Source organism: Novosphingobium sp. BF6 (genome assembly GCF_058273105.1).
Genome location: NZ_CM177775.1, coordinates 434,660 through 447,422, shown reverse-complemented (window position 1 = coordinate 447,422; position 12,763 = coordinate 434,660). Strand labels below are relative to the sequence as shown.

General features: G+C 66.5%; 10 protein-coding genes. 5 read left to right on the top strand and 5 right to left on the bottom strand.

Translation table 11 applies throughout. From position 1 onward, the window contains the following. Positions 1 to 22: 22 nt before the first annotated feature. The 4 genes from clpA (at position 23) to AC4D6D_RS02270 (ending at position 5,727) form a co-directional block, all read left to right on the top strand. Entirely contained in the window at positions 23 to 2,392 is a 2,370-nt protein-coding gene (clpA, locus tag AC4D6D_RS02285) for an ATP-dependent Clp protease ATP-binding subunit ClpA (RefSeq protein ID WP_491326338.1), read from the top strand. Between the two features lie 164 nt (positions 2,393 to 2,556). Next, positions 2,557 to 3,561, top strand: a complete 1,005-nt coding sequence (locus AC4D6D_RS02280; protein WP_491326337.1) for a ligase-associated DNA damage response exonuclease — start codon at positions 2,557 to 2,559, stop codon at positions 3,559 to 3,561. Positions 3,562 to 3,660: 99 nt separating this feature from the next. After that, the gene (locus tag AC4D6D_RS02275; protein WP_491326336.1) at positions 3,661 to 5,256 is read left to right on the top strand and encodes a cisplatin damage response ATP-dependent DNA ligase; all 1,596 of its coding nucleotides are present in this window, start codon (positions 3,661 to 3,663) and stop codon (positions 5,254 to 5,256) included. A 75-nt stretch (positions 5,257 to 5,331) separates the two neighbouring features. After that, positions 5,332 to 5,727: a group II truncated hemoglobin gene (locus AC4D6D_RS02270; protein WP_491326335.1), complete on the top strand. Its 396-nt coding sequence runs from the start codon at positions 5,332 to 5,334 to the stop codon at positions 5,725 to 5,727. On the opposite strand, the gene AC4D6D_RS02265 is transcribed toward AC4D6D_RS02270, so the two are convergent. From AC4D6D_RS02265 to AC4D6D_RS02245, 5 genes are all read right to left on the bottom strand, one after another. After that, positions 5,728 to 6,018 (bottom strand): DUF167 domain-containing protein, encoded by a 291-nt coding sequence (locus AC4D6D_RS02265; protein ID WP_491326334.1) that lies wholly within the window; start codon positions 6,016 to 6,018, stop codon positions 5,728 to 5,730. Continuing rightward, positions 6,018 to 6,581 (bottom strand): gamma carbonic anhydrase family protein, encoded by a 564-nt coding sequence (locus AC4D6D_RS02260; RefSeq protein ID WP_491326333.1) that lies wholly within the window; start codon positions 6,579 to 6,581, stop codon positions 6,018 to 6,020. The genes AC4D6D_RS02265 and AC4D6D_RS02260 overlap by 1 nt, the downstream gene beginning before the upstream one ends. Positions 6,582 to 6,605: 24 nt before the next feature. Beyond that, positions 6,606 to 7,181: a GNAT family N-acetyltransferase gene (locus AC4D6D_RS02255; protein ID WP_491326332.1), complete on the bottom strand. Its 576-nt coding sequence runs from the start codon at positions 7,179 to 7,181 to the stop codon at positions 6,606 to 6,608. A gap of 1 nt (position 7,182) precedes the next feature. After that, positions 7,183 to 8,181: a porphobilinogen synthase gene (hemB, locus tag AC4D6D_RS02250; protein ID WP_491326331.1), complete on the bottom strand. Its 999-nt coding sequence runs from the start codon at positions 8,179 to 8,181 to the stop codon at positions 7,183 to 7,185. A gap of 226 nt (positions 8,182 to 8,407) precedes the next feature. Then, a complete protein-coding gene (locus tag AC4D6D_RS02245; protein WP_491326330.1) occupies positions 8,408 to 9,985 on the bottom strand; it encodes a peptidoglycan DD-metalloendopeptidase family protein in 1,578 nt (525 codons plus the stop codon). Between the two features lie 192 nt (positions 9,986 to 10,177). On the opposite strand from AC4D6D_RS02245, the gene AC4D6D_RS02240 reads away from it, so the two are divergent. Beyond that, positions 10,178 to 12,751 (top strand): helicase-related protein, encoded by a 2,574-nt coding sequence (locus AC4D6D_RS02240; protein ID WP_491326329.1) that lies wholly within the window; start codon positions 10,178 to 10,180, stop codon positions 12,749 to 12,751. Positions 12,752 to 12,763 lie beyond the last annotated feature (12 nt).

Sequence of the window (12,763 nt, the reverse complement as noted above, 5' to 3'; positions counted from 1 at the left end):
CTTCCAGATGAAAGTTTTCTAGATGCCAAGTTTCGCGCAAAGCCTGGAAAAGACACTGCACTCGGCCCTGTCGCACGCTTCCGAGCGCAGCCACGAGTATGCCACGCTGGAGCACCTGCTGCTCGCCCTGATCGACGATCCGGACGCGGCACAGGTCATGCAGGCATGCGGCGTGGAGCTTGGCGACCTCGGTGACGTGGTCCGTCAGTATCTCGACCAGGAATACCAGTCGCTCAAGACCGAGGAAAAGGGCGATCCCGCCCCCACCGCCGGCTTCCAGCGCGTGATTCAACGCGCCATCCTTCACGTCCAGTCCTCGGGCAAGGACACCGTCACCGGCGCCAACGTGCTGGTCGCGCTGTTCTCCGAACGGGATTCCTATGCCGTCTACTTCCTGCAGCAGCAGGACATGAGCCGCCTCGACGCCGTCAGCTACATCAGCCACGGCATCGGCAAGGGTGGCAAGCGCGTGGAGGACAAGAGCAGCAAGGGCGCCGAGGAACACGCCCCCACGCCCGAGGAAAAGGCCGAGGCCAAGAACGCCAGCAAGAAGGATTCGGCGCTTGACCAGTTCACCGTCAATCTCAACGAGAAGGCGCTGAACGGCAAGGTCGACCCGCTGATCGGCCGTGGCCCCGAAGTGGACCGCACGATCCAGATTCTCTGCCGCCGTTCGAAGAACAACCCGCTCTATGTGGGCGATCCGGGCGTCGGCAAGACCGCGATTGCCGAGGGTCTCGCGCGCAAGATCGTCGAGGGCGAAGTGCCCGAAGTGCTCGCCGAAGCGGTGATCTACTCGCTCGACATGGGCAGCCTTCTGGCAGGCACCCGCTATCGCGGCGACTTCGAGGAACGCCTGAAGCAGGTCGTCTCCGAACTGGAGAAGATGCCGCACGCGATCCTGTTCATCGACGAGATCCACACGGTGATCGGCGCCGGCGCCACCAGCGGCGGCGCGATGGATGCCTCGAACCTGCTGAAGCCCGCGCTGTCGGGCGGCACGATCCGCTGCATCGGCTCGACCACCTACAAGGAGTTCCGCAACCACTTCGAAAAGGACCGCGCCCTGCTGCGCCGGTTCCAGAAGATCGACGTGAACGAACCCACGGTGGAAGACACGATCAAGATCCTGCGGGGACTGCGCACGGCCTTCGAGGAACACCACAAGGTCAAGTACACGCCGGACGCGATCAAGACCGCGGTCGAGCTTTCGGCGCGCTACATCAATGACCGCAAGCTGCCCGACAAGGCGATCGACGTGATCGACGAAGTGGGCGCGATGCAGATGCTGGTGCCCCCCAGCCGCCGCAAGAAGACGATCACCGCCCGCGAGATCGAGCAGGTGATCGCGACGATGGCGCGCATCCCGCCCAAGTCGGTCAGCTCCGACGACAAGAAGGCGCTCGAAAACCTCGAACGCGATCTGAAGCGCGTCGTCTTCGGTCAGGACAAGGCGATCGGCGTCCTCGCCACCGCCATGAAGCTCAGCCGCGCGGGCCTGCGCGATCCGGACAAGCCGATCGGCTCGTTCCTGTTCTCCGGCCCCACCGGCGTCGGCAAGACCGAAGTCGCCCGCCAGCTCGCCTCGATCATGGGCATCGAGCTGAAGCGCTTCGACATGTCGGAATATATGGAGCGCCACTCGGTCAGCCGCCTGATCGGCGCGCCTCCGGGCTATGTCGGCTTCGACCAGGGCGGTCTGCTCACCGACGCCATCGACCAGAATCCGCACTGCGTGCTGCTGCTGGACGAAATCGAGAAGGCTCACCCGGACCTGTTCAACATCCTGCTCCAGGTGATGGACAACGGTCGCCTGACCGACCACCACGGCAAGACCGTGGACTTCCGCAACGTGGTCCTCATCATGACCACCAATGCGGGCGCGTCCGACATGGCCCGACAGGGCATCGGCTTCGGCGACACATCCAAGGCTGATGCCGGGGACGAAGCGGTGAAGCAGATGTTCACGCCGGAATTCCGCAACCGTCTCGATGCCATCGTGCCCTTCGCCTATCTCGCCAAGGACACGATCAGCCGGGTGGTGGACAAGTTCATCCTTCAGCTGGAACTCCAGCTGGCCGACCAGAACGTCCACATCCAGTTCGACTCCGACGCGCGCACCTGGCTGGGTGATCGCGGCTACGACAAGCTCTATGGTGCGCGCCCGATGGGCCGCGTGATCCAGGAGAAGGTCAAGCAGCCGCTGGCCGAGGAACTGCTGTTCGGCAAGCTGAACCATGGCGGCGAAGTGCATGTCTCGGTGAAGGATGACGGGCTGAATTTCGAACTTACCCCGGCCGCTCCCAAGATGGTCAAGGGCAAGAAGGCTCCGGCTGCCAAGAAGTCGGCGAAGAAGCCGGGTCCCCAGTCCGAAGCCAACGCGGACGATTGAGGTCATTTCTCCTGCCTCAGGGGGCTTCGACAGGCTCAGCCTGAGCGGGAGGAGATGACAGAGAATTGAACCGTCAGTCCGCTCAGGCTGAGCTTGTCGAAGCCCCGGGCGCCACGTAAAAAAATGGGGTGGGAACCACGCGGTTCCCGCCCCATTTTTCATCCATGGCCCGCGACTTCTCCTGGATAAGACCCGAACCTTGGGGAATTCACGTCGTCCCCGCCGATTGCTGGATCGACCCTTCCCGCCCCGTGGACCGCGCGCTGGTCACTCACGGCCATGCCGACCATGCCCGCGGCGGCCATGGCGAGACGGTGGCGACGCCGGAAACGCTGGCGATCATGAAGCTGCGCTACGCTACGTCCGAAGGCGCGGTGCCGGTCGCCTATCGCGAAACCCAGACTCTGCGCGGCGGCGTCTCCGCCACATTCATTCCTGCCGGGCATGTCCTCGGCTCCGCACAGATCCTGCTGGAGCACGCGGGCGAGCGGATCGTGGTCACCGGCGATTTCAAGCGCCGTCCCGATCCCACCTGCCCGCCTTTCGAGGTAACGCCCTGCGACGTCCTCATCACCGAGGCGACATTCGGACTCCCGGTGTTCCGCCACCCGCCGGTCGAGCACGAGATCGCCAAGCTGCTCGCCGCCCTCGCCGCCAATCCCGAGCGCTGCGTGCTGGTCGGCGCCTATGCGCTCGGCAAGGCCCAGCGCCTGATCGCGGAACTGCGCCGCGCGGGCCATCACGACGCGATCTATCTCCACGGCGCGATGGAGCGCATGTGCCAACTCTACGAAGAACTGGGCGTCGATCTCGGCGAACTGCGCCTCGTAAGCGACTCCCCGAAGGCGGACCTCGCCGGAAGCGTGGTGATCGCCCCGCCCTCTGCCCTTAACGACCGCTGGAGCCGCCGCCTGCCCGATCCGGTCACGGCCATGGCCTCGGGCTGGATGCAAGTCCGCCAGCGCGCCCGGCAACGCATGGTCGAACTGCCGCTGGTGATCTCAGACCACGCCGATTGGGACGAACTGACCCAGACGGTGATCGACGTAAATTCGGCCGAGACCTGGATCACCCATGGCCGCGAGGAAGCTATGCTGCGCTGGTGCCAGCTAAACCAACGCAAGGCACGGGCGCTGGCGCTGGTGGGATACGAGGACGAAGATGACTAGCCCCCCTCCCCCGAAAGGCGCGCATCACGGATCGGCGAGCGCAAGGCCGACATTCCGAGGGTCTGGGGGATCATCCCCCAGGACTTTCCTTTTACTTTAATGGAACGCTTCGCCGCCCTTCTCGACGCGCTGGTCTACACCCGCAGCCGCAATGCCAAGCTCAGGCTCCTGGCCGACTACTTGCGCGAGACTCCCGACCCGGATCGCGGATGGGCCTTGGCCGCGCTGACCGATGGCCTCGACTTCCCCGCCGTGAAGAGCTCGACGATCCGCAACCTGATGGGTGAGCGGATCGACCCGATCCTCTGGACCCTGAGCCGCGACTATGTGGGCGATTCGGCGGAGACCGCCAGCCTGCTCTGGCCCGATCCCGAGATGCTCACGGAAGCCCCGCCCACCGTCAGCGAAGCGGTGGACGCCCTCGCCCGCATGACTCGCGCCAATGTCATGACCGAGTTGCCCCACCTGCTCGACCGCCTCGATGCCGAGGGGCGCTATGCCCTGCTAAAGCTGGCGACGGGCGCCATGCGGATCGGCATTTCCGCGCGCCTCGCCAAGACCGCCTTCGCACAGGCCTTCGACGTGTCAGTGGAGGATGTGGAGGAGCACTGGCACGGCCAGCAACCGCCCTACCTCGCGCTGTTCGACTGGGCGGCCCACGGCGCGGCGGCGCCGAGTTCCAAGGACCTGCCACTGTTCCGGCCGTTCATGCTCGCCCATCCGCTGGAGGACGCGCAACTCGACCTTGCCGACTATGCCGCCGAGTGGAAGTGGGACGGCATCCGCGTGCAGGTGGTCCACGTCGCCGGGAACACGCGGGTCTATTCCCGCTCGGGCGACGACATTTCCGGTACGTTCCCGGAGATCGCCGCCGCGCTTCAGGTGGATGCGGTGCTCGACGGCGAACTCTTGGTCCGAGGCGTCCATCAGGGCGGCGAGGAAGGCGGTGCAGCCAGTTTCAATGCGCTTCAGCAAAGGCTCGGCCGCAAGCTGGTGTCGAAGAAGATGCTGGCCGAATACCCTGCCTTCGTCCGGCTCTACGATGCGCTGATCGTCGAGGGCGAGGACTTGCGCCCCCTCCCCTGGCACGAGCGCCGGGCCAGGCTGGAAGCGCTCATCGCCCGCCTCGATCCCGAACACTTCGATCTGAGCGCCGTGATTCCCGCCGCCGACTTCGCCCAACTGACCTCGATCCGCGAAGGCGCGCGCGACAATGCCATCGAAGGCGTCATGCTAAAGCGCCGCGACAGCCCCTATGTCGCCGGGCGCAAGACCGGACTCTGGTACAAGTGGAAGCGCGATCCGCTGCTGATCGACTGCGTGCTGATGTATGCCCAGCGCGGCAGCGGCAAAAGGTCGTCGTTCTATTCGGACTACACGTTCGGCTGCTGGGCCGGCGATCCCGATTCCGGCGCCGAACTGCTACCCGTCGGCAAGGCCTATTTCGGCTTCACCGACGAGGAACTGAAGTGGCTGGACCGTTACGTCCGCAATCACACGGTCAACCGCTTCGGCCCGGTGCGCGAGACGGACAAGTCGCTGGTACTGGAAGTCGCCTTCGATTCGGTCCACCTGAGCAAGCGGCATAAGTCGGGGCTGGCCATGCGCTTTCCGCGCATCCACCGCATCCGCATGGACAAGCCCGCGCACGAGGCCGATCGGATCGAAACGCTCAAGGCCATGGTCCGGGATTGACCGCGATCAAGTTCCACGTGGAACAAAGCGGCTAGGAGAAGAAGGCTTCCCTTCCCGTGCCTGAGAGACTCTACCGTGACCACACAGACCGAAACCCCCGCCACGCCGCACGACCAGCTCGGCGGCGCGCCCGTGTTTGCGGCAATCGCCGATCGCTTCTACGATCTGATGGAGCAGGACCCCGCCTATGCGCAGCTGCGCGCGATGCATGCCGCAGATCTCGAACCCATGCGCCGCTCGCTGCCGCGCTTTCTGGCAGGTTGGGCCGGAGGCCCGCGCGACTGGTTCGAGGCCAACCCCGGCAAGTGCATGATGAGCCTGCACAAGGATTTTCCCATCGACCGCACGACCGCCGCGCAGTGGGCCGAAGCTATGACCCGCGCCATCGCAGATGTCGCGCCCGAACCGGCCCATGTCGCACAGGCCATGACCGATGTGCTGACCCGCATGGCCCGAGGCATGGCCCGCTGATTACGGGAGAGGACGTTCCACGTGGAACTGTTTCTCTCGCGAAGTGGCACCGCGCAGCAATTCGACGCGCGAAGGCGCCACATCGAGGGCCGCCGCGAGCAGGTTGCGGACCGCGTCGTTGGCCTTGCCGTCCTCCGGCTTGGCCCGGACCTTCACCAGAAGGCGGCCGTCAACGATCTCCAGCGCTTCCACTTTGGCACCGGGCGTCACGCGCACCGCAAGACGCCGTTCGGCATCGATCAACGCGTGTACCGCTTCGGCAGGCGGAAGCGCGACTTTCGCTTTGGCCATCAGCCGGTCAGGCCCAGCGCTTCGGCATGAAGTCGGCCATTCACGACATAGCCTTGCACGCCTGCCTGGTTGGCCGCGATTGCGGCATCGTCGAGATCGCGCAGGTATTTCGCCGGGCGCCCCATCCAGAGCTGACGCGCCCCGATACGCTTACCGGTCAGTTGCGCGCCCGCCGCCAGCATACCGTCGGACTCGATGTGGCTGCCGTCCATGACGATCGCCCCGAGACCGACAAAGGCGCGGTCCTCCAACGTGCAGCCGTGCACCATGGCCATGTGCCCGATCAGCACGCCTTCGCCGATCAGGGTCGGATAGCCTTCGGGCCGCGTGGGTTTGGGGCTGTCGCAGTGAATCACGGAGCCGTCCTGCACATTGGTCCGCGCGCCGATGACCACGCGGTTCACGTCGGCCCGGATGACGCAGTTGTACCAGATGCTGACGTCCGGCCCGATCTCGACATCGCCGATGATGCGGCAGCCCGGCGCGATGAAGGCGCTGGAATGAATCCGCGGCGCCTTGCCGTGGATGGCGGCCACGGTGATGTCGGGTCGGTTCTGACTCATTTATCCTTCTCCCGGCCGCATCGATCAACGCGGCTGCGCGGCCCATTCCTCGCGCGTGATCGAATGGACGATGGTGTGCCGCAGCGGCGGCTCGAAACGCAAATCATCGTAGTCGAGTTCCTCGCGCCGCCGCATACCGAGACGACGCATCAGGCCCCAGCTCGGCGCGTTTTCGATCACCGTGATCGCGAAGATCTCGTCCGCACGGAACCGGTCGAAACCGGCATCGAGCGAAGCCGTGGCCGCTTCCTTCGCATAGCCCTTCCCATGCGAATCGCTGCGCAGGCGCCAGCCGATCTCGACCGCGCCGAGAAACGAAGCCCCCGGCGCGTCGATTGTCTTGAGACCGCAGAAGCCTAGCATTTCGCCGGAAAGAGCGCCGCCGTCGACCTTGCGCTCGACGATCCAGAACGTGTGGCCGTAGCTTTCATGAAAGCCCAGCATACGTGCTTCCGAAGCCGCCAGTCGCTCCGCGTCCATCACCCCGCCCAGCCAGCGCATGACTTCCGGCGTATTGGTGACTTCCGCGAAGCGCACGATGTCGCCCGGCCGCCAGTTACGCAGCACCAGCCGCTCGGTCTCCAAGCGGAAGTCCGTCATGTCACCCGTTCCGGAGCAAGCGCGCGGCGTGGACGGCGTGATAGGTCAGCACACCCGAGCAGCCCGCGCGCTTGAAGGCCAGCAGAGTCTCCAGCACCATCGCGTCGCGGTCCGCAGCCCCGGCGGCCACCGCCGCCTCGATCATCGCGTATTCGCCGGAGACCTGATAGGCGAAGACGGGAACCTCGAATGCCTCCTTCACCCGGCGGACGATGTCGAGATAAGGCAGGCCCGGCTTGACCATCACGCTGTCGGCACCCTCGCCCAGATCGAGTTCGACCTCGCGCAGGGCTTCCTCCGTATTGGCCGGGTCCATCTGGTAGGTCTTCTTGTCCCCCTTCAGCAGCCCGCGCGTGTTCACCGCGTCGCGGAACGGGCCGTAGAAGGCCGAAGCGTACTTGGCGGCATAGCTCATGATCTGGACGTTGACGAAGCCCTCGTCCTCCAGCGCATCGCGGATCGCGCCGATGCGGCCGTCCATCATGTCCGACGGAGCGATGATGTCGGCCCCGGCGCGCGCCTGATTCAGCGACTGGCCGACCAGCACTTCGATCGTCTCGTCATTGAGAACGTAGCCGTCCTCGCCCAGCAAGCCGTCCTGGCCATGATTGGTGTAGGGATCGAGCGCAACGTCGGTCAGCAGGCCGATCCGGTCGCCCAGTTCCGCGCGAATGGCACGCAGCGCGCGGCACATCAGGTTGTCGGGATTGAGCGCTTCGGCGCCGTCGTCGCTGCGGCGCTCGGGCTGGGTGTCGGGGAACAGGGCAAGGCAGGGAATGCCGAGATCGGCGGCTTCCCTTGCGCGCTCCACCAGCAGGTCCACCGACCAGCGCGAGACGCCCGGCAGCGAGGCGATCGGCTGCTCTACGCCCTCGCCTTCGGTCACGAAGACCGGCCAGATGAGGTCGGCGGGGGTCAGCACCGTCTCGCGGTGCATGGCGCGGCTCCAGGCCGTGGCGCGCGCGCGGCGCAGGCGGGTGTGGGGATATGCTCCGGTCATGGCCGCTGTGATTGCCGGAAAAGTCCGGCGGGTTCAATGTGACGGACTGTCCAAGGGAAAACCTCCGCGTCCCGCTCAGGCTGAGCCTGTCGAAGCCCCGGCAGCGAGGCACCACGTCTCCCATCCTTCGACAAGCTCAGGATGAGCGGACTTCGACAAGCTCAGGATGAGCGGAGCTTTGAATCGGAAAGGCGCAGCATTGTTGAGATTTGGCGAAGGCCCTCGCCTACTCCGCAGCCCCCTGCGCCAGTCGGTCGATCTCGCGCCCGGCTGACACCGGAGCCTCAGCAGGCGCCGCGATCGTACCAAGTGCCTCGCCCGGCTGCACCCCGAGCATCGCGTTCAGCCTGGCCCGGAAGGCGTCCTTCTCCTTGCCGTCGATTTGCGGACGCGCAATGAAGCGCAGCCCCGCCGGGTTGATCGTCTGCCCGCCACGATAGGCCTCGAAGTGGAGGTGCGGCCCGGTGGAGAGTCCGGTCGAGCCGACATAGCCGATCACCTGCCCCGCCCTGACCCGTGTTCCACGTGAAACGGCGATGCGGCTCATATGGCCATAACCGGTATCGAGACCGCCGCCGTGGCTGAGGCGCACATAGTTGCCGTGCCCGCCATGCCGCCCGGCGAAGTTCACCACGCCGTCCGCCACCGCGTAGATCGGCGAACCATAGCGCGCGCCATAGTCGATGCCCGCATGCATCCGCACGAAACCGAGGATCGGATGGCGGCGCTTGCCGTAGGGAGAGGTCATGTGCCCCGCCACCGGCATCCCGCCCGGCGCGCCCTGCGCCTGGGTCAGCGCCGAGGACGCGATCATCTCGCCCTGCTTGCCCCAGCGCAGCAGCTGAACGCGCGGTTTGCCCCCGTGATCGAGCCCGGCATAGAGCAGATCGCCCACCTCGCGCTCGCCCTTGGCGGAACGCTTGTAGGCCACGACGATATCGAACTGGTCCTGCGCGGCGATGTCGCTTTCCAGGCTGAGATACTTGTCGATCGCACGCAGATAGGACTGGATTGCCCCGACCGGCGCCCCGGCATTGCGCGCCGAGCGGTAGAGGCTGGAGCCGACCGTGCCGCGAATGCGCAGCGGCGTCTCGTCAACCCGGATCGGATGGCGCACCAGCGCAAGTCCGCCGCCGGGGCTGCGCTCCACCGAAAGATCGAGATCGAAACGCGCGCGGAAATCCATCGAATCGAGCGCGCGCGGTGCTCCCGGCGCCGAGCGGCGTCCCATGGTGATATCGAAGCGCGTGCCCGAGGCGAGCTCGTCCACCGGCACCGCCTGACTCACCAACTGGGTGATCTGCGCCAGATCCGCCCCGCCCACGCCGACGCGCTCCAGCATGCGCCCGAAACTGTCGCCCTGCCCCAGGGTCGAGACGAGCTGAATCGAAGGCCGATCCGGCACATTGGCGAGCGGACGCACCAGCGGACTCGCGCCCATGTGACGGCCACTGTCGGCCCCGAGCGCAAGCGGCGAAATGGTCTGGCTGCGAAATTCGTCGCGGCTGCGGCTTGCGAGCGGCGTCGCGGCCTCGACCGCCGAGAAATCCGGCCCCATCGCGAAAGCGGCAGCGCCCAGCCCCAGCATCGTCGCGAGGCCACGAAACCACCGGCGGCTGCCGATATCGCAGGCGAGGTCCGGCGCGATCTCCACCTCGTGACACCAGCGCTCGATACCCTGCTTCCAGCGCGCCCGTCTCGAAGGCTTCCCGGCAAGCGAACCGCCATCCTTCAGCACCTGGTCGTGCGAAAGCGCCGCGACATGCGCGGTCCCTTCCCCACCCTGATCCAGCGCCTTGAACACCTGCCCCTGTCCACCTTTTCGGGAGCGTTGATATCGTTCGTCCGGCCAATCCGATCCCGCGGAAAAGCCCGACTTCGAGAGGCCGCTTCTGCCCCTTCAAGGTTAACCTCCCGCTAATTCCGGGGATTTTCACCCTGCTTTCGACGAGCCGAGACTTGCGGGGGGCTGGAGGCGGTGCCACATTCACCGGCAATGGTTCACGACCGGCATGCCTCGTCGCGAAAGGACGCCCCCCGCGGGGTGAAGGCGGTGCTCGGTCCCACGAATACCGGCAAGACTCACCTCGCCATAGAGCGTCTTTGCGCCCATTCCAGCGGGGCCATCGGCTTCCCGCTCCGCCTGCTCGCGCGCGAGGTCTACGACCGCGTCTGCAAGATCAAGGGCGAGAAGAGCGTCGCCCTGATCACCGGCGAGGAGCGCATCGAGCCGAAGGACGCGCGCTACCTGCTCTGCACCGTGGAAGCGATGCCGGTGACGGAGCGCAGCCTCGCCTTCGTTGCCATCGACGAAGCCCAGCTCGGCGCCGACCGTGAGCGCGGCCATGTCTTCACCGACCGCCTGCTGCATGCGCGCGGGCGCGAGGAGACGATGATTCTCGGCTCGGCGACTTTGGAGCCGATGGTGAAAGCCCTCGTTCCCGATGTCGAAGTGGTCACGCGGCCGCGCTTCTCCACCCTGACCCATGCCGGGGCGAAGAAGCTCTCGCGCATACCGCCACGCAGCGCGATCGTCGCCTTCTCGGCCGAGCAGGTCTACGCGATCGCCGAAATGCTGCGCCGCTTCCGGGGCGGCGCCGCCGTGGTCATGGGCGCGCTCAGCCCGCAGACGCGCAATGCCCAGGTCGCGCTCTACCAGTCGGGCGAGGTGGATTACCTCGTCGCCACCGACGCCATCGGCATGGGGCTCAACCTCGATGTCGAGCATGTCGCCTTCGCCGGACTCTCGAAGTTCGACGGCCAGCGCCACCGCCGACTCACCACGTCCGAGATGGCCCAGATCGCCGGACGCGCCGGACGGCACCAGAAGGACGGCACTTTCGGCACCCTCACCGGCTCGGGCGGGCACGATTCCGAATTCGAGCCGGACGAAGTCTACGCGATCGAGGAACACCGCTTCCCGCCGCTGACCAGACTGTTCTGGCGCGATCCGGAACCGCGCTTCGACAGCGTAGCCACGCTGATCTCCGACCTCGAAACCCCGCCAGACCGCGAAGGCCTCGTGCTCGGCCCCGAGGCGATCGACCTCGCGGTGCTCAAGCGTCTGGCCGACGACGGCACGGTGATGGACAGCCTGCGCGGCCATGCCATGGTGCGCCGCTTCTGGGAAGTCTGCCGCCTGCCCGACTTCCGCCAACAGGGCGTGGAGACTCATTCGCGCTTCGTCGCCCGCCTCTGGCAGGACCTTCGCCACGGCGAACTCGGCGCCGACTACATGGCGCAGCAGATCGCCCGGCTCGACCTGACCGGCGGCGACATCGACACCCTGCAGGGCCGCATCGCCGCAATCCGCTCCTGGGCCTATATCGCCCAGCGCCCCGACTGGGTGCTGGCCCGCGAGGAAATGGCCGCCCGCGCCCGCGCCGTGGAGGCTCGCCTTTCCGACGCCCTTCATGGCAAACTCACCGAACGATTCATCAACCGCAGGACCGCCGTGCTCATGAAAAAACTCGGCCCCGATGCCGGACTGCTCTCGGTCCGCCTCGAAGACGCGGAAGTGCTGGTGGAGGGCGAGCACATCGGTTCGCTGCACGGCTTCGCCTTCCAGGTCGATCCCGCCGCCCGGCACTCTGACCGCAAGCTGCTGCTGGCCGCGGCCGAGCGCCATCTGCCCGGCCTGCTCCAGTCGCGCGCCGAAGCGCTGACCGCTGCGGTACACGAGGGCGCGGCGCCGCTCGCGCTGGAGAACGGCAAGCTCAGCTGGGACGGCGGCAAGATCGCCGCGCTGTCCCCCGGCCGCTCGCTGCTGGCCCCGGTGCTGGTGCCCGACCGCGTGCTCGATGCGATTCCCGCACCTGCCCGCAAGGCACTGGTCGCCGCGCTCGAAGCCTGGCTGGTCACGGCGCTGGAACCACTCGCCCCACTGGCAAAACTGGACGAGGCAAGCCGGGCCGAGGATGCCGGGCCGGATCTCCGCGCCCTGCTCATCACCCTTGTCGAGCGCGGCGGCATGATCGCCCGAGACGGTTCCGGCGTGGACCGGATCGACAAGGCCCGCCGCACGATGCTGGCGAAGCTGGGCGTGCGCGTGGGCGCGCTCGACCTGTTCCTGCCTGCGATGCTGCGGCCCGATCCGATCGCGCTCTGGCGCCAGCTAGCGAAGATTGCTGGCAAGGAGATTCCCGGCGGTGAGCCGGATTCCGCCATGCCGCCGACGATGGATGCTACGAAGCGCCACAAGGCTCCCGGCTATCGCAACCTCGGCAAGCAACTCCTCCGTCTCGACATGGCCGAGAAGCTCCTGCGCGAGGCGCATGAGGCGCGCTCCGCTGCCAGCGGCCATAAGGGTCCCTCGCGTTCGTTCTCGCTCGATCCGGCCCGCGCCGTATCAATGGGCCTGACCACCGCCAGCTATGCCCGCCTGCTGCGCTTCGGCGGCTTCCAGGCGATGATGCCGCGCCTGCTCCCGGACGGCGCCCATGGCGCCCCGGCCCCGGTGCGCTGGCGCTGGCGCCCGCCGCAGCGCGAACGCGAAGCCGAAGTGGCACGCCCCGCGCCGAAGAATAGTGACGGCGCTTTCGCGGCACTCGGCGAATTGCTCGGCAGATAGACGGGAGGAGCA

Bases quoted from the DNA above. Each gene is read 5' to 3' on its own strand.
- clpA (WP_491326338.1), top strand. From the start codon at position 23: ATGCCAAGTTTCGCGCAAAGCCTGGAAAAGACACTGCACTCGGCCCTG.
- AC4D6D_RS02280 (WP_491326337.1), top strand. From the start codon at position 2,557: ATGGCCCGCGACTTCTCCTGGATAAGACCCGAACCTTGGGGAATTCAC.
- AC4D6D_RS02275 (WP_491326336.1), top strand. From the start codon at position 3,661: ATGGAACGCTTCGCCGCCCTTCTCGACGCGCTGGTCTACACCCGCAGC.
- AC4D6D_RS02265 (WP_491326334.1), bottom strand. From the start codon at position 6,018: ATGGCCAAAGCGAAAGTCGCGCTTCCGCCTGCCGAAGCGGTACACGCG.
- AC4D6D_RS02260 (WP_491326333.1), bottom strand. From the start codon at position 6,581: ATGAGTCAGAACCGACCCGACATCACCGTGGCCGCCATCCACGGCAAG.
- AC4D6D_RS02255 (WP_491326332.1), bottom strand. From the start codon at position 7,181: ATGACGGACTTCCGCTTGGAGACCGAGCGGCTGGTGCTGCGTAACTGG.
- hemB (WP_491326331.1), bottom strand. From the start codon at position 8,181: ATGACCGGAGCATATCCCCACACCCGCCTGCGCCGCGCGCGCGCCACG.
- AC4D6D_RS02240 (WP_491326329.1), top strand. From the start codon at position 10,178: ATGGTTCACGACCGGCATGCCTCGTCGCGAAAGGACGCCCCCCGCGGG.